The sequence below is a fragment of the Pseudobutyrivibrio xylanivorans genome (assembly GCF_008935055.1).
Lineage (GTDB): Bacteria > Bacillota > Clostridia > Lachnospirales > Lachnospiraceae > Pseudobutyrivibrio > Pseudobutyrivibrio xylanivorans_A.
In genome coordinates this window covers 2,868,560-2,885,266 of record NZ_CP043028.1, presented here as the reverse complement: position 1 = coordinate 2,885,266, position 16,707 = coordinate 2,868,560, and the positions used below count along the sequence as shown (strand labels likewise).

The 16,707-nt window shown below is 40.1% G+C and carries 17 protein-coding genes; 16 read left to right on the top strand and 1 reads right to left on the bottom strand.

Annotated features, from left to right (window positions below; translation table 11 throughout):
• Nucleotides 1-17: 17 nt before the first annotated feature.
• The 6 genes from FXF36_RS13090 (at nucleotide 18) to thiI (ending at nucleotide 6,821) form a co-directional block, all read left to right on the top strand.
• A complete protein-coding gene (locus tag FXF36_RS13090; protein ID WP_151624804.1) occupies nucleotides 18-1,682 on the top strand; it encodes a glutamine--tRNA ligase/YqeY domain fusion protein in 1,665 nt (554 codons plus the stop codon).
• Nucleotides 1,683-1,830: 148 nt separating this feature from the next.
• On the top strand, nucleotides 1,831-2,691 hold the full coding sequence (locus FXF36_RS13085; RefSeq protein WP_151624802.1) for a DUF2225 domain-containing protein: 861 nt from the start codon (nucleotides 1,831-1,833) through the stop codon (nucleotides 2,689-2,691).
• Between the two features lie 87 nt (nucleotides 2,692-2,778).
• A complete protein-coding gene (prmA, locus tag FXF36_RS13080; RefSeq protein WP_151624800.1) occupies nucleotides 2,779-3,738 on the top strand; it encodes a 50S ribosomal protein L11 methyltransferase in 960 nt (319 codons plus the stop codon).
• Nucleotide 3,739: 1 nt separating this feature from the next.
• Nucleotides 3,740-4,471, top strand: a complete 732-nt coding sequence (locus FXF36_RS13075) for an RsmE family RNA methyltransferase (RefSeq protein ID WP_151624798.1) — start codon at nucleotides 3,740-3,742, stop codon at nucleotides 4,469-4,471.
• Nucleotides 4,472-4,473: 2 nt separating this feature from the next.
• A complete protein-coding gene (locus FXF36_RS13070; protein WP_151624796.1) occupies nucleotides 4,474-5,628 on the top strand; it encodes a cysteine desulfurase family protein in 1,155 nt (384 codons plus the stop codon).
• An 11-nt stretch (nucleotides 5,629-5,639) separates the two neighbouring features.
• Nucleotides 5,640-6,821: a tRNA uracil 4-sulfurtransferase ThiI gene (gene thiI / locus FXF36_RS13065; RefSeq protein ID WP_151624794.1), complete on the top strand. Its 1,182-nt coding sequence runs from the start codon at nucleotides 5,640-5,642 to the stop codon at nucleotides 6,819-6,821.
• A gap of 69 nt (nucleotides 6,822-6,890) precedes the next feature.
• Here thiI and FXF36_RS13060 read toward each other — a convergent pair whose 3' ends face one another.
• Entirely contained in the window at nucleotides 6,891-7,121 is a 231-nt protein-coding gene (locus FXF36_RS13060; RefSeq protein ID WP_151624792.1) for an HPr family phosphocarrier protein, read from the bottom strand.
• Nucleotides 7,122-7,239: 118 nt separating this feature from the next.
• Between FXF36_RS13060 and mtaB the strand changes: the two genes are divergently transcribed.
• The 10 genes from mtaB to tgt all read left to right on the top strand — a co-directional run bounded on the left by mtaB (nucleotide 7,240) and on the right by tgt (nucleotide 16,629).
• Nucleotides 7,240-8,565, top strand: coding sequence for a tRNA (N(6)-L-threonylcarbamoyladenosine(37)-C(2))-methylthiotransferase MtaB (mtaB, locus tag FXF36_RS13055; protein WP_151624790.1), 1,326 nt, complete (start codon nucleotides 7,240-7,242; stop codon nucleotides 8,563-8,565).
• A 67-nt stretch (nucleotides 8,566-8,632) separates the two neighbouring features.
• Nucleotides 8,633-8,899 (top strand): IreB family regulatory phosphoprotein, encoded by a 267-nt coding sequence (locus FXF36_RS13050; RefSeq protein WP_151624788.1) that lies wholly within the window; start codon nucleotides 8,633-8,635, stop codon nucleotides 8,897-8,899.
• Nucleotides 8,899-9,327, top strand: coding sequence for a Holliday junction resolvase RuvX (gene ruvX / locus FXF36_RS13045; protein WP_151624786.1), 429 nt, complete (start codon nucleotides 8,899-8,901; stop codon nucleotides 9,325-9,327). The genes FXF36_RS13050 and ruvX overlap by 1 nt, the downstream gene beginning before the upstream one ends.
• A gap of 95 nt (nucleotides 9,328-9,422) precedes the next feature.
• The gene (locus FXF36_RS13040) at nucleotides 9,423-9,686 is read left to right on the top strand and encodes a DUF1292 domain-containing protein (RefSeq protein WP_151624784.1); all 264 of its coding nucleotides are present in this window, start codon (nucleotides 9,423-9,425) and stop codon (nucleotides 9,684-9,686) included.
• Nucleotides 9,687-9,717: 31 nt separating this feature from the next.
• On the top strand, nucleotides 9,718-11,394 hold the full coding sequence (locus FXF36_RS13035; RefSeq protein WP_151624782.1) for a ribonuclease J: 1,677 nt from the start codon (nucleotides 9,718-9,720) through the stop codon (nucleotides 11,392-11,394).
• A 1-nt stretch (nucleotide 11,395) separates the two neighbouring features.
• Entirely contained in the window at nucleotides 11,396-12,043 is a 648-nt protein-coding gene (locus FXF36_RS13030; RefSeq protein ID WP_151624780.1) for an O-methyltransferase, read from the top strand.
• Nucleotides 12,040-13,269, top strand: a complete 1,230-nt coding sequence (locus FXF36_RS13025) for a peptidase U32 family protein (protein ID WP_151624778.1) — start codon at nucleotides 12,040-12,042, stop codon at nucleotides 13,267-13,269. Before FXF36_RS13030 ends, FXF36_RS13025 begins: the two co-directional genes overlap by 4 nt.
• Nucleotides 13,270-13,290: 21 nt before the next feature.
• Complete coding sequence (locus FXF36_RS13020; RefSeq protein ID WP_151624776.1) at nucleotides 13,291-14,343, top strand: lactonase family protein; 1,053 nt, start codon at nucleotides 13,291-13,293, stop codon at nucleotides 14,341-14,343.
• 55 nt (nucleotides 14,344-14,398) lie between these two features.
• A complete protein-coding gene (gene aroC, locus FXF36_RS13015; RefSeq protein WP_151624774.1) occupies nucleotides 14,399-15,496 on the top strand; it encodes a chorismate synthase in 1,098 nt (365 codons plus the stop codon).
• The gene (gene tgt, locus FXF36_RS13010; protein WP_151624772.1) at nucleotides 15,493-16,629 is read left to right on the top strand and encodes a tRNA guanosine(34) transglycosylase Tgt; all 1,137 of its coding nucleotides are present in this window, start codon (nucleotides 15,493-15,495) and stop codon (nucleotides 16,627-16,629) included. Before aroC ends, tgt begins: the two co-directional genes overlap by 4 nt.
• Nucleotides 16,630-16,707 lie beyond the last annotated feature (78 nt).

Genomic DNA, 16,707 nt, shown 5'->3' with positions numbered 1-16,707 from the left:
AGGGAATAATAAATAAAATGAGTGAAGAAGTAGTAAGCAAAAATTTTATCGAGCTAGAAATCGATAAGGACTTAAAGGAAGGCGTTTACGATCATGTTTGTACACGCTTCCCTCCAGAGCCTAATGGATATTTACATATAGGACACGCGAAGTCAATTATCTTAAATTATGGTCTCGCAAAGAAGTACAATGGTGAGTTCCACATGAGATTCGATGATACCAACCCAACAAAGGAAAAGGTTGAGTTCGTTGATTCTATCAAGGCTGATATTCAGTGGCTCGGCGCTGATTGGGGTGAGCACCTTTATTTCGCGTCAAATTATTTCGATAAAATGTATGAGGTTGCTGTAGACCTTATCAATAAGGGACTTGCATACGTTTCAGACCTTTCTGCAGAGGAAATGAGAGAGTACCGTGGTGATTTCGAGCACCCAGGTAAGGAAGATCCAAACCGCAATCGTTCTATTGAAGAGAATCTTCAGATGTTCGAGGATATGAAGGCTGGCAAGTACGAGGACGGCACACATACACTTCGTGCGAAGATTGATATGTCATCACCTAACATCAACATGCGTGATCCAATTCTTTACAGAGTTGCTCACATGACACATCACAATACAGGTGATAAGTGGTGCATCTACCCAATGTACGATTTCGCACATCCACTTGAGGACGCTTTCGAGGGTATTACACATTCAATCTGTACACTTGAGTTTGAGGACCATAGACCTCTTTATGATTGGGTTGTTAAGTCAGCTGGCTTTGCTAATCCACCACGCCAGATTGAGTTCGCAAAGATGTATCTTACAAACGTAGTTACAGGTAAGCGTTATATCAAGAAGCTTGTTGAAGACGGCATTGTAGACGGTTGGGATGATCCACGTCTCGTTTCAATTGCAGCCCTTCGTCGTCGTGGCTTCACACCAGAATCACTTAGAAAATTCGTTGAGCTTTCTGGTGTTTCAAAAGCTAATTCATCATCTGACTATGCTATGCTTGAGTACTGCATCCGTGAGGATCTTAAGACAAGCCGCAGCCGTGTAATGGCAGTTCTTGACCCAGTTAAGCTTGTTATCGACAACTATGAGAGTGATGATGTAGAGTGGCTTGAGGCTCCAAACAACCTTGAAAATCCAGAGCTTGGAAGCCGTCAGGTTCCATTTGGCAAGGAGCTTTACATTGACAGAGAGGATTTCATGATTGAGCCTCCAAAGAAATACTTCAGACTTTACCCAGGCAATGAAGTACGTCTTATGAACGCATATTTCGTTACATGTACTTCATACGAGACAGATGAAAATGGCAATGTTACATGCATTCACTGTACTTATGATCCAGCCACAAAGGGTGGAGATGCTCCAGATGGCCGTAAGGTAAAGGGAACAATCCACTGGGTTGCTGCAAAAACTGCACTCAATGCTGAGGTTCGTCTCTACGAAAATATTGTGGACGAGGAAAAAGGAGTGTATAATGAAGATGGTAGTTTGAATCTCAATCCAAACTCACTAACAGTTCTTAAAAACTGTCTTGTGGAGCCATCTTTAAAGGATGCTAAGGCTTATGATAGCTTCCAGTTTGTAAGACAGGGATTTTTCTGTGTTGATGCTAAAGATTCTAGGGAGGATGCTTTAGTATTCAATAGAATTGTATCTTTGAAGAGTTCATTTAAAGTAACTAAATAAGCATCAGCTTATTTAGTTATGTCTCTGGCATTAATTTTAATTTATCAAAATTAATGTCTGGCTCAAAGAGCCAGATTTGATTGCAGTTTATCTTGACTGCAATTAAACCTTGTTACCAACTGATTATGTAACAGAAAAGGACACCAATATGAATTTACTTTCTGGAATGGAGAAGTTCGGCTTTTCTACGGATGGAGAGCTGGACATTTTAGCCGACGACAAGCCTAAAAAGGAAAAGGCTGTTGCGAAGAAGGCTGCCCCTGTTGTTAAGCAGGAAAAGGATTTTGTTTTAGACAAAAAGGTTCGTTGCCCTGTATGTGACAAGGATTTTCCAATTAAGGCTGTTCTTGCTACTAAGCTTAAGAGGCTTGAACCTGATTTCGACTTAAGACCAAACTATGAGCATGTTGACAAGATTAAATATGATTTTATTTCTTGTCCTAACTGTGGTTATTCTGCTTTAGACACAATGTTTTCAAAGATTGATACAGCACGTGTTAAGCTTATTCGTTCGGAATTCTGTCCAAACTTTAAGCCACAGCCAAATGAGCAGCTACCAGATTTATATTCATACGATTATTCAATAGAGAAGTTCAAACTGGCTTTGATTTGCACCATGAAAAAGCGTGCAAAGATGTCTGAAAAGGCATATGTCTGTCTGAAGATTGCATGGCTTCGCAGAGCACAGCTCAAGGAGCTTGAAGGCAATAAGGAAGCAGATCCAAAGCAGGTAGAGCTTATTAAGAAGGAGTACGAGGGATTTTATTCTCAGGCTTACGAGGGCTTTATGAAAGCAATCTCAGCAGAGACTCCACCATACTGTGGAATGGCATCTGAGGCTGTAGAGTTTATGCTTGCTAATATGTCGGCATATTACAAGAAATATGATGCAGCTATGAATCTTGTTGCAAGGCTTATTCAATCACCATCCACATCACGAAAGCTTAAAGATAAATGTGTCGACCTGAAGGATGAAATTACAGCAAAGGCTGCTTCAGAAAAGGCATAATCTATAGCATTATTTGAGACTTTAAATTAACCACATATCAAGGATTTATTCCTTGATATGTGATTTTTCATGTATAAGAGGTGTAGCATGAATTGGATAAAATATTCCATTAATACAACCACTGAAGCTGAAGAAATCGTCAGTGCAACCCTTGCTGAATTGGGAATAGATTCCATTGAAATCGAAAACAATGTTCCTGTTTCAGGTGACAAGCAGGGTGGTGAGTTCGAAGAGCTTCAGCCAGATTTGCCATCAGATGATGGTTCTTCAAAGGTTAGCTTCTATTTATCTGAAGAGGATGACCACGAGTCACTTCTTTCACAGGTAAAGGCAGAGCTTGAAGATTTAAAGAGCTTTATGGATATTGGCAGGGGCACTATTGATACCTCTGTTACAAAGCAGGAGGATTGGATTAACAACTGGAAACAGTTCTTTAAATCCTTCTACATTGATGATATTCTTATCAAGCCTACTTGGGAGGAGATTGCTCCTTCAGACCAGGGTAAGATTTTTGTTGAGATTGATCCAGGCGTATCTTTTGGAACAGGAAAGCATGAGACCACTCAGCTTTGTATTCGTCAGTTAAAGAAATACCTTAAGGCAGGCGATGAAATTCTTGATATTGGATGCGGCTCTGGTATTCTTTCAATCATTGCTAACAAGCTTTTAGATGGAAAGTGTCACTTGGTTGGAACTGATATTGATGATGATTGCATTGCTTCAACCTACGAGAATTTCAAGGTAAATCATATCGATGAATCAGCTGGCGATTTCTATGTAGGAAATCTTATTGATGACAAGGATTTGCAGGACAAGGTTGGATATGAAAAGTATGATGTTGTAGTTGCAAACATTCTTGCAGACATTATTATTGCTATGGCACCAGCTATTCCACCTACTATGAAGTCAGGCGCTTATTTCATTTCTTCAGGAATTATTGATTTCAAGGAAAACGAAGTAAAGGATGCTCTTGAGGCAGTAGGCCTTGAGGTTGTTGAGATTAATCATCAGGGTGAGTGGGTAAACATTACCGCTAGAAAGAATTAGTATGCAACAGGTATTTGTTAACGAATCCCCAGTGGATGGCAAATTTAATATTACTGGCAACGATGCTCATCATCTCACTAAGGTTGTACGTCTTCGTCCAGGAGAGAGAATACGAGTTTCTGTATCTGACGGAAGCAATTACATTTGTGAGGTTACAGATTATGTGGACAAGGACCTGGTTGTGAATGTTGTTGAAGAGGTTCCTTCAACAGAGCTACCAAACAGGATTTATCTTTTTCAGGCAATTCCAAAGGGCGACAGAATGGAGACTATCATTGAAAAATGTGTGGAGCTTGGAGTCTTTGAGATTATCCCTGTAGAGATGAAAAACTGCATCGTTAAGCTTGATGACAAAAAGAAAAAATCAAAAGTTGAACGTTATCAGTCTATTGCTAAGTCTGCGGCTGAACAATCAAAGCGTTCTATTATTCCAAATGTTCATGCTGTAATGAGCTTTAAGGAAGCTTTTGAATATGCGAAGTCTTTAGACGTTATCCTACTTCCTTTTGAAAGCAAGAATGGAATGCAGGATACTTATGATATGCTTGATTCCCTTGAAAAGGGACAGAGCATTGGTGTGTTTATTGGTCCAGAGGGTGGCTTTGCCCCTTCTGAAATTGAAATGGTTCAGGATTCTGTAAAGCTGATTTCTCTTGGTCACAGGATTCTTCGAACTGATACAGCAGCAATTTGCTCACTTGCTATGTTGATGCTTAAATGCGAGGAATTTTAAAAATGATATATTTTGATAATTCGGCAACTACCAGATGTGCCGATGAAGCAGTTGAAATTATGAAAACCTGTCTTCAGGAGGATTTTGGAAATCCATCCTCACTCCATGGAATGGGTGCAAAAGGCAAGGACTATCTTAAAGAAAGCAGAGAGGCCATTGCCTCAATCTTAAAGGTTCAGCCAAAGGAGATTTATTTTACTTCCGGCGGTACAGAGGGAAATAACCTTGCTATAAAGGGCGGCGTCGAAGCTAAAAAGAGACGCGGCAATCATATTATCACGACCAAAATTGAGCATGCCTCAGTTTTAAATCCTGTCAAGGCTTTTGAAAAGCAGGGCATGGAGGTTACTTATCTTGGAACAGATGAGTATGGTGTGATTAATCTTGATGAGCTCAAGGCCGCTTTGAGAGAGGATACCATTTTTGTTTCAATCATGATGGTAAATAACGAGATTGGCGCACTTCAGCCAATCGAGGAAGCCTCAAAGATTATCAAGGGCTTCAATAAAGATATTATTTTCCATGTGGATTCAATTCAGGCTTTTGGAAAAATGAAAATTCTTCCAAAGAAAATGGGAATTGATATTGTTACAGTTAGCGGTCACAAGATTCATGGCCCTAAGGGCTCTGGATTTATTTATATTAATGAGGAAATCTACAATATCATGGTTCCTCAGATTCTCGGCGGTGGTCATGAAAGAGGCATGCGCTCAGGAACAGAGAATGTTCCAGCTATAGCAGCTCTTGGCATCGCAAGCAAGCTTGCTTACGAAAAGCTTGACGAGAACAGAAATCACCTGTATTCTATGAGAAATCACCTGATTGAGGGTATCTCTGGTATTGAGGGTGTTTCCGTAAATGGTCATCTTGACGAGAATAGTGCTCCTCAGATTGTAAGTGTTTCTATTAAGGGCAATCGTACCAGAGCACATGTTATTTTAAATGCTCTTCAGGATAATTATGGCATTTACGTTTCGGCAGGTTCTGCTTGTTCATCAAACAAACCTGCAATCAGTGAGACTTTGAAATCAATTGGTCTTGAAAAGGATTTACTTGAGCGAACAATTAGATTTAGCTTTTGTCCAGAGAACACTATGGAAGAGGTTGATTCTGCAATTGCAGCTCTAAAAGAATTAGTTCCAATGATGCAGTTATAGAAAGGATATTCATGACATATCAGGCATTTTTAATTAAGTATTCAGAGATTGGCGTTAAGGGTAAGAATCGTTACGTGTTCGAGGATGCCCTCGTTCGTCAGATTAAGCGTTCTCTCTATCCTGTAGAGGGAAATTTCGTTGTAAAGAAGCAGAGTGGTCGTATCTTCATTTCTGTTGAAGGTGAGTATGATTACGATGAGGCGGTTGCAGCTTTACAGCATGTTTTCGGTATCAGCGCAATTTGTCCAACTGTTGTTGTTCCTGATGAGGGATTTGATGCAATGGCAGAGGCTGTTATTAAATACGTTGATGAAGAGTTTGAGGATAAGAACTTCAGCTTCAAGGTTATGGGACGTCGTGCAAACAAGCAGTATCCTATGACATCTATGGAGGTTGCTGCTGAGATTGGCGCAAGACTTCTTGATGCGTTCCCAGAGATGCATGTTGATGTTCACAAGCCAGATAGAATCATATATGTAGAGGTTCGTGAAAATATTGCAATCTACTCAACAGAAATTCCAGGTCCATGCGGAATGCCAGTTGGAACAGCTGGAAAGGCAATGCTTCTTCTTTCAGGTGGTATCGATTCACCAGTTGCAGGTTATATGATTTCAAAGCGCGGTGTTACACTTTCAGCTACATATTTCCATGCGCCACCTTATACTTCAGAGCAGGCAAAGCAGAAGGTTGTTGATCTTGCAAAGCTTGTTGCAAAGTATTCAGGTCCAATTGATTTACATATTGTAAACTTTACAGATATTCAGCTTTATATCTATCAGCAGTGTGCTCATGAAGAGCTTACTATCATTATGCGCAGGTATATGATGAGAATAGCGGAGCACTTTGCAAAGGAGAATGACTGCCTTGGTCTTGTTACCGGAGAGTCTATCGGACAGGTTGCATCACAGACAATGCAGTCTCTTAACTGTACAAATGCAGTTTGCTCACTTCCTGTTTACAGACCACTTATCGCTTTTGATAAGCAGGATATCGTAGATATTTCAGAGAAGATTGATACATACGAGACTTCAATTTTACCTTACGAGGATTGCTGTACAATTTTCGTTGCAAAGCACCCTGTTACAAAGCCGAAACTTGAGGCTATTGAAAAGCACGAGCATCTTCTTGACGAGAAGATTGATGAGCTTATGAAGCAGGCAATTGATTCAGTTGAAATTATTAAAGTTCAGTAATACATGAAAAAGACCAGACAATTAAGTCTGGTCTTTAGAATTACTAAATTAATAAACAAGGAAAAGTGATTAAACGATGTAATCCTTTAATGTTGACATAACATCATCAGCTTCGCCTTCAGCGTGAACAGTAAGGTCGATTGGCTTAGAAAGGTCAAGTGAGAAAATTCCCATGATTGACTTAGCATCGATCACATAACGTCCACTAACAAGATCGAAATCGTAATCAAACTGGCTGATTGTATTAACAAATGATTTTACCTTGTCAATTGAGTTAAGAGAAATTTGAACTGTTTTCATCGAATGTGCCTCCTGCGTGTATTTATATTTATAATATATAGACATATACTAAAACAACGACCTTTAAAAGTCAAACAAATATCTTGGATTTCATTAGAAATAGAAAGGTTTTACATAAATGAAAAAAGCAGCTTTACACAACCTTGGATGCAAGGTTAATGCATACGAAACTGAAGCTATGGAAGAGCTTCTTAAAAAGGATGGATTTACAATTGTTGGCTTTGATGAAATCGCCGACGTGTATGTTATTAACACCTGCTCCGTTACTAATATTGCCGACAGAAAGTCACGCCAGATGATTCACAAGTGCAAGAAGCTCAATGAGAATGCATGCGTTGTTGCAGCTGGATGTTACGTTCAGAATTTCGGCAAGGATGTGGCTGATGAACTTGGCGCAGATATTATTCTTGGCAATAATAAAAAGAATGATCTTGTAGAAAAGATTCACGAATATTTCGAGGGACTTGATTCGGCAGATGGTCCACTCCTTGATTATATTGATATCAATGAAGGAAATGTTTCTTACGAGAACATGCATATTGAGAAGGATTCTGAACATACCCGTGCATTTGTAAAGGTACAGGATGGCTGTAATCAGTTCTGTAGTTATTGTATTATTCCGTTTGCAAGAGGCCGCATTAGAAGCCGTGATATCGAGGATGTAATAGAAGAGGTAACTGGTCTTGCAAAAAATGGTTACAAAGAGGTGGTTATTACTGGAATTCATCTTAGCTCTTATGGCAGCGGAACAGATTATGATTTAGCTGATTTGCTTGAAGCAATTCAGAAGGTTGATGGAGTTGAGCGTATCCGACTTGGTTCACTTGAGCCACAGATTGTTACAGAGGATTTTGCCAAGCGTGTATCAGCTCTTTCAAAAATGTGTCCTCATTTCCATCTTTCTCTTCAGTCAGGTTGCGATACTGTACTTGTTCGAATGAACAGAAAATACACAATTGAAGAGTATACTAGAGGTGTTAATATTCTGAGAAAGTATTTTGACAATCCGGCTATCACAACTGATATCATTGTTGGCTTTCCTGGAGAGACAGAAGAGGAGTTTCAGATTACAGCTGACTATGTAAAAGAAATTGCTTTCTATGAGCTTCATGTTTTTGCATACTCAAAACGTGCCGGTACAAAAGCAGCAAAGATGTCAGGCCAGATTATCAATGCTGTAAAGAAAGAGCGCAGTGCAAAGCTTATCGCTATTGGAAATGAAACCACTGAAGCTTACAGAGCGGCAGCAATTGGAAAGCAGCTTGATATTCTCTTTGAAGAGAAGGCTGTTATTGATGGAAAAGAATACTTTATTGGATTTTCTAAGGAGTATATTAAGTGCGCAATTTCTGCAGAGGATGGTCTGGATTATACCAACCAAATTCTTATGGCAAAAGGTATTAACTTATCTTCTGATAAGCAGTACTTGATTGTTGAAATTTAGAATTTTCTATATTACAATGATGATGATAATTTGTTTTGTTGTGGTAGTTTGAGAGACGAGGGAATTTATGGCAGATTTAAGTAACACACAATATTTTAAGGTTCAGAAGGATAACGGAGTCGGAGTGAAGCAGGTAATTGAGCAGGTTTATGGTGCTCTTACCGAAAAGGGATATAATCCGGTGAATCAGATTGTGGGATATATAATGTCTGGCGACCCAACTTATATCACCAGTCACAACAATGCACGAAGCATTATAATGAAGGTTGAACGTGATGAGCTCGTTGAGGAGCTTCTTAAGGAATATATAGCTAGTGAAAGCTGGAGCAAATAATGAGTAGGATTCTTGGTCTTGATTATGGGACAAAAACTGTTGGGGTCGCGATGAGTGACCCTTTACTTTTGACTGCTCAGGAGTTTGAAACCATTACTCGTGAAAGAGCCAGCGCACTTCGTCATACCCTTGTGCGCATCAAGGAGATATGCGAAGAATATCAGGTTGAAAAAATAATTCTTGGTTACCCCCGCAACATGGATGATAGCGAGGGCTTTCGTTGTGAAGAAACACTTGAATTTAAAAAGCTTTTAGAAAAGCGTGTAGATATTCCAATTGAGCTTTTGGATGAGCGCCTCACTACCGTATATGCGGATGAGATTCTCGAGGAATCCGGTGTAGCAAAGCGTGATCGTAAAAAGGTCATCGACCAAATCGCGGCTGCGATTATCTTGCAAGATTATTTGGACAATAATAAGAGCCAGTAGATATCAAGCTAATATTATTGCTTAGCGAGACATGTAGTCGAGCGGGCAATCATATTGCTTGATAGTGTAACTGGCGTAGTATAAAGGAGTTAATTATGGAACCAATTTATTTGCCAGATGAAAATGGAAATCAGACCAAATGGTTTGTTATAGAAGAAACTCAGTTATCAGGAAATAAGTATATTCTTGTTTGCGATAATGATGATGAGAATGAAGATGCGGAAGCTAGAATTCTTAAGGAAGTATCTGTAGATGGAGACGACGTTATCTATGAAGATATTGAAGATGAGAATGAATTCGATGCTGTTGCAAAATTATTTAATGAATTAGTTGGCGACGAAGCTGACATTGAAATGTAATTTTTTTTATTTGATATAGGAGGTCTATTTTTTGAAAAAGAAAACTGAACAGACAGCTGAAAGGCTGAAGATTATTCCACTTGGAGGTCTTGAGCAAATCGGCATGAATATTACTGCTTTCGAGTATGGAGACAGTATTATTGTGGTTGATTGCGGACTTTCATTTCCTGAGGACGATATGTTGGGCGTGGATCTGGTTATTCCAGATATTTCATATCTGAAGGAGCATCAGGATAAGCTTAAAGGATTTTTTATCACCCATGGTCACGAGGATCATATAGGTGCGATTCCTTATGTCTTTAAGGAGCTTAATGTTTGCCCAATTTATTCAACTAAGCTTACAAATGGTCTTATTGAGCACAAGCTTGAGGAGCACAAGATGCTCACAAAGGTTAAGCGTAAGGTCGTAAAATACGGTACCCATATCAATGCTGGAGATTTCAGAGTTGAGTTCATCCGTACAAATCACAGTATCCAGGATGCTGCGGCTCTTGCGATTTATTCACCTGCAGGTATTGTTGTGCATACTGGCGATTTTAAGGTTGATTACACTCCAGTTTATGGTGATCCAATTGACTTACAGCGTCTTGGTGAAATTGGAAAGAAGGGTGTTCTTGCCCTTATGTGCGATTCTACAAATGCAGAGCGTCAGGGCTTTACAGCTTCTGAGAAGACAGTTGGTAAAACTATTGACTCTATATTTGCCGACAACACTTCAAGCCGTATTATTATTGCTACATTCGCATCAAATGTAGATCGTGTTCAGCAGATTATTAATTCCGCTGATAAATATGGACGTAAGGTTTGTGTGGAAGGCCGCTCAATGGTCAACACCATCGATACTGCGCAGAAGCTTGGCTATCTTCACATTCCAGATAATACACTTATTGATATCGAGTCACTTAAGTCTTACCCTGACGAGAAGATTGTACTTGTTACAACAGGTTCTCAGGGTGAGTCTATGGCAGCTCTTTCTCGTATGGCAAACGGTACCCACAAAAAGGTACAGATTAAGCCAGGCGATATGATTGTATTTTCTTCTCATCCAATTCCTGGAAACGAGAAGGCTGTTTCAAATGTTATCAATGATCTTGCAATGCGCGGTGCGGAAATCGTAATGCAGGATGTTCACGTTTCAGGACATGCCTGCGCAGAGGAGATTAAGCTTATCTATTCTCTTGTTCGACCACAGTTTGCAATTCCAGTACACGGCGAGTACAAGCATCTTACAGCACAGGCTCGTATAGCTGAGTCACTTGGCTGGGATCATGACCATATCAAAATCATCCGCTCTGGTGATGTTCTTGAGCTTGGTGACAACTATTCAAAGATTTCTGGTCACGTTCACACAGGTGCTATCATGGTTGATGGTATCGGCGTTGGTGATGTTGGAAATATCGTTCTTCGTGATAGACAGAAGCTTGCAGAGGATGGAATCATTATAGTAGTTCTTACCCTCGATAGCGCTACTGGAACAGTTCTTGCTGGTCCAGATATCGTGTCACGTGGTTTCGTTTACGTTAGAGATTCCGAGGACCTTATGGAAAGTGCACGTGCTGTTCTTTCTGATACAATGGAGGTTCTTGAGGAGAAAAATATTACTGATTGGAATAAGATTAAGTCAGATATTAGAGATAATCTTTCCGACTTTGTTTGGCACGAGACACAGCGTCGTCCAATGATTATTCCGATTATCATGGAAGTTTAAAATGATTGTTGATGAAAGATACACTACCTATTTGAATAGCCTTTATCCTGAGCTTAGCCCAGTCTTAAAGGCTATTCAAAAGGAAGCCATCGAGACTTACGTGCCAATCATCAGACCTGAAACAATTAATCTATTGCAGCTTCTCATTCATATGAATCGCCCAAAGCGAATTCTTGAAGTAGGAGCGGCTGTCGGATTTTCAGCCAACCTGATGGCAGAGGCAGCAGGCGACGATGTAGAGATTATCACTATTGAAAATTATGAGCCTCGCATTCCTATCGCAAATGCGAATTTCAAGAGGACAGGTAGGGATAAGCAAATCACTCTTTTAGAGGGAGATGCCCAGGATATTCTACCGACTCTTGATGGCCCATTTGATTTTGTTTTCATGGATGCCGCAAAGGGACAATACATAAATTTTTGGCCTGAGGTGAAGCGTCTTACCCGTGATGGCGGTGTTATTGTTACTGATAATGTATTACAGGATGGGGATATTATTGAGTCCAGATTTGCGATAACAAGACGTAATCGCACAATTCATAAGAGAATGCGTGATTACCTATATGAATTGACTCACGATGAAGGTTTTTCAACTACGATTCTTCCTTTGGGAGATGGCGTTAGTATCAGCGTGAAAGGAATGCTATGAGAGAAACAGAGTTATTAGTTCCTGCAAGCAGTCTTGAGGTTCTCAAGGTTGCAGTTATTTATGGAGCAGATGCAGTTTTTATTGGTGGAGAAGTTTTTGGTCTTAGAGCTAAGGCAAAGAATTTTTCTAAAGAAGATATGATTGAAGGTGTGAAGTTTGCACATGAACATGGTGTTAAAGTTCACGTTACTGTAAATATTTTAGCTCATAATAATGATCTTGAAGGTGTTAGAGAATATTTAAAGGAGCTTAAGGAAATCGGTCCTGATGCCCTTATTATTGCTGACCCTGCAATATTTATGATGGCTAAAGAGATTTGTCCTGAAATCGAAAGACATGTCAGCACACAGGCTAACAATACTAACTATGGAACATACAAGTTCTGGTATGACCTTGGTGCTTCAAGAGTAGTTTCAGCAAGAGAGCTTTCACTTGCCGAGATTAAAGAAATCAGAGCAAATATTCCTGATGATTTAGAGATTGAATCATTTATTCATGGCGCAATGTGCATTTCCTATTCAGGAAGATGTCTTCTTTCTAATTACTTTACAGGTAGGGATGCAAATCAGGGAGCCTGTACGCACCCTTGCAGATGGAAATATGCTGTTGTTGAAGAACAGCGTCCAGGAGAGTATTTCCCTGTATATGAGAATGAGAGAGGAACATACATCTTCAATTCAAAGGACTTGTGTATGATTGAACACATTCCTGACTTAATCGATGCTGGTATAGACAGCTTTAAAATTGAAGGTCGTATGAAGACGGCTCTTTATGTTGCGACTGTAGCTCGTACATACCGTAAGGCGATTGATGATTACAAAGAATCACCTGAAAAATACGAGGCTAATATGGACTGGTATAAGGAACAGATTTCAGCCTGCACTTATCGTCAGTTTACAACTGGTTTCTATTATGGAAAGCCATCTGAGGAATCTCAGATTTACGATAATAATACCTACAATATCGGCTACACTTATCTTGGTATCTGCGGAGCTCCTGATTCAGAGGGCTATGTAGAAATTGAGCAGAGAAATAAATTTTCAGTAGGCGAAACTATTGAAATTATGAAGCCAAACGGGGATAATGTAGAGGTAGAAGTTTTAGGAATTATGGACGAGGATGGTAATGCAATGGAAAGCTGTCCACATCCAAAGCAGAAGCTTTTCATTAAGCTTAGCACTACACCGGATGAGTTCGATATCCTGAGACGTAAAGAAGAGAACTAGAGTTACAACGAGGAGAATACAATGGCAGAAAAATATGTTGCTTATGTAGGTACCTACACACATGAGACAAGCGTTGGTATCTATGTATATGATGTTAATCCTGATACAGGAGTACTTACAGAGCAGAGTGTTGCTCCAATCAACAACCCTTCAGATATCATCAATTCAAAGTACAATAAGTTCCTTTATTCAATTGCTGATGAAGGTGTTGCTTCTTTCAAGATTTTAGAGAATGGTGATCTTGAAAAGATGAATCAGGAATGGGTTGGAGGCATGCGTGGATGCAATCTTTGTGTTGATTCTCAGAATAGATATTTATTTGTTGCAGGTTATCATGATGGTCGTGTTACCATGATGAGCCTCAATAAGGATGGAAGCATTGGCGGTATTGCTGATGGTATTTTCCACCAGGGTATTGGTAAGTCAGTTGCTGACAGACCTTTATATCCACACTGTACATGCGTTGAGCTTACTCCAGATGAGAAGTATCTTTGCGCTGTAGAGAATGGTCTTCATCAGATCAAGATTTACGAGGTAGATTATGCTGCAGGAAAGCTTCGTCTTGCAGATATTGTTAGATGCCCAATGGGTTCTGCACCTCTCAAGATGAAGTTTAGCCATGACGGACATTATGCTTATGTCATCACAGAGATGTCAAACGAGATTCTTGTTTATGATTATCACGTTATTGGTGATCGTCCTGACTTCGAGAATATCCAGACAGTTTCACTTTTAGTTGGTGTTGATGAGGAGATTTCTACAGGAACTAATATCAAGTTTGGTGAAGATGAAAAGTTCTTATATGCCAGCGTAGATGGTCTCAATGCTGTATGCATGTACGAGGTCAACAAGAAGACTGGAAAGATTAACTACTTCTCACACAACTTCATCAGTGGTGATTATCCAAAGAGCTTTGCAGTTTTACCTAAGGATAAATATTTTGTTTCACTTAATCACGATACAAACGAAATCAGAAGCTTTACAATCGACAAGAAGGAGGGTCATTCATTAATGCAGAATGCACCTATCAAGATTGCAAAACCAAACAGTATCGTAGTTGTAAAGGTTAAATAGCAAATAGCATGAAATGGCTGTGTAGAATCACAGCCATTCTTTATAGGAGGACAATATGGCAGGCTCAACATTTGGCAGTAGAATTTCAGTTACAACTTGGGGTGAGTCCCATGGCGAGGCATTAGGTGTAGTGGTTGATGGTTTTCCGGCAGGGCTAAAGCTCTGCGAGGAGGATATACAGGTCTATCTTGATAGAAGAAAGCCTGGACAGTCAAAATTCACTACGGCTCGTGCTGAGGGTGATAAGGTAGAGATTCTATCAGGCATTTTTCAGGGCCGAACCACGGGTACTCCTATTTCTCTTATGGTCAGAAATATGGACCAGCATTCCAAGGATTATGGAAACATTGCTACCTGCTTCAGACCAGGCCATGCAGATTATGGTTTTCACGAGAAGTTTGGCTTTAGAGATTATCGTGGCGGAGGAAGATCTTCGGGCCGTGAAACTATTGGCAGAGTTGCAGCCGGTGCAATATGTGCAAAGCTTTTAAAGGAGCTTGGTATAGAAGTATTCGCATATACGAAGTCAATTGGAGAGATTCAGATTTCAGACTTTGAGCTTGGATATCGTGATCAGAATCCTCTTGCAATGCCGGATTCTGAGGCGGCAGACAAGGCGGCTGAATATCTTGCAGCCTGCATGTTGAATAATGATAGTGCCGGTGGTGTTATCGAATGTGTTATCACAGGTGTTCCTGCTGGACTTGGTGACCCTGTCTTTGAAAAGCTTGATGCTAAGCTTGCGCAGGCACTTGTTTCTATAGGAGCTGTAAAGGGCGTAGAAATTGGTGATGGATTCGATGCAGCCAAGACTATGGGAAGTCTTAATAATGACAACTTTGAACTTGATGAGCATGGCAAGGTCGTTAAGACTACTAATCACAGCGGCGGAATTTTGGGTGGCATTTCAGACGGTGATGATATAGTTGTGCGTGCTGCAATCAAGCCTACGCCATCTATTTCAAAATCGCAGCACACTGTAAATGAAGCCGGAGAGGAGTTAGATATCGAAATCCACGGTAGACATGATCCGGTTATTGTTCCGAGAGCAGTTGTAGTTGTTGAAGCAATGTGTGCAATCACTATCTGTGATGCACTGCTTAGTCACATGACTGATCGGGTTGATTATATTAAGGAGTTTTATAAAAATTGAAGTACGAGTTATTAAAAACAGAAGGTAAGGCAAAGCGTGGTCGTTTTCATACTGTGCATGGCACAATTGAGACACCTGTCTTTATGAATGTTGGTACTGTTGCTGCTATAAAGGGCGCTGTTTCTACTGACGACCTTCGTGAAATTAAATGTCAGGTTGAGCTTTCTAATACTTATCATCTTCATGTTCGTACAGGTGATAAGCTTATTAAAGAGCTTGGCGGTCTTCACAAATTCATGGCCTGGGACAGACCAATTCTTACCGATTCAGGCGGATTCCAGGTATTTTCACTTGCTGGAATTAGAAAGATCAAAGAAGAGGGCGTTACCTTTAATTCACATATCGATGGTCGCAAGATTTTTATGGGTCCAGAGGAGTCTATGCAGATTCAGTCAAATCTTGGATCTACAATCGCCATGGCATTTGATGAGTGCCCACCTGCACTTGCAGAACGTAAATACGTAGAGGATTCAGTTGCCAGAACCACCAGATGGCTTTACCGTTGTAAGGAAGAGATGGCACGACTTAATTCTCTTCCTGATACAATCAACAAGGAACAGCTTTTATTTGGCATCAATCAGGGTGCCGTTTACAATGATATTCGTATTGAGCACGCTAAACGAATTTCTGAGCTTGATTTACCAGGCTATGCTGTTGGTGGTCTTGCTGTTGGTGAGAGCCATGAGCAAATGTACGATGTGCTTGATCATGTTGTTCCATATCTTCCACAGAACAAGCCTACATACCTCATGGGTGTAGGTACACCTGCCAATATTTTAGAGGCGGTAGAACGAGGAGTTGATTTCTTTGACTGCGTTTACCCTAGCCGAAATGGACGACATGGTCATGTATATACAAATCATGGCAAGCTTAATCTTTTCAACCAGAAGTTTGAGAAGGATATGCGCCCAATCGAAGAGGGATGTGGCTGTCCAACCTGTCGCAGTTATTCTAGAGCTTATGTGCGCCATCTTCTTAAGGCTAAGGAAATGCTTGGCATGAGACTTTGTGTTCTTCACAACCTTTATTTCTATAACACAATGATGGAAGAAATTAGAAATTCTCTTGATGCAGGTGAATTTGCTACATATAAGAAGAATAAGCTTGCGTCTATGGAGGCAGGAGAGAATTAAGAATTATCTTAAATTAATCTAAACTTTTTATAATAGACTTGCCTTAAATGGGTTATTTAGGTAGAATTAATTTCAGTG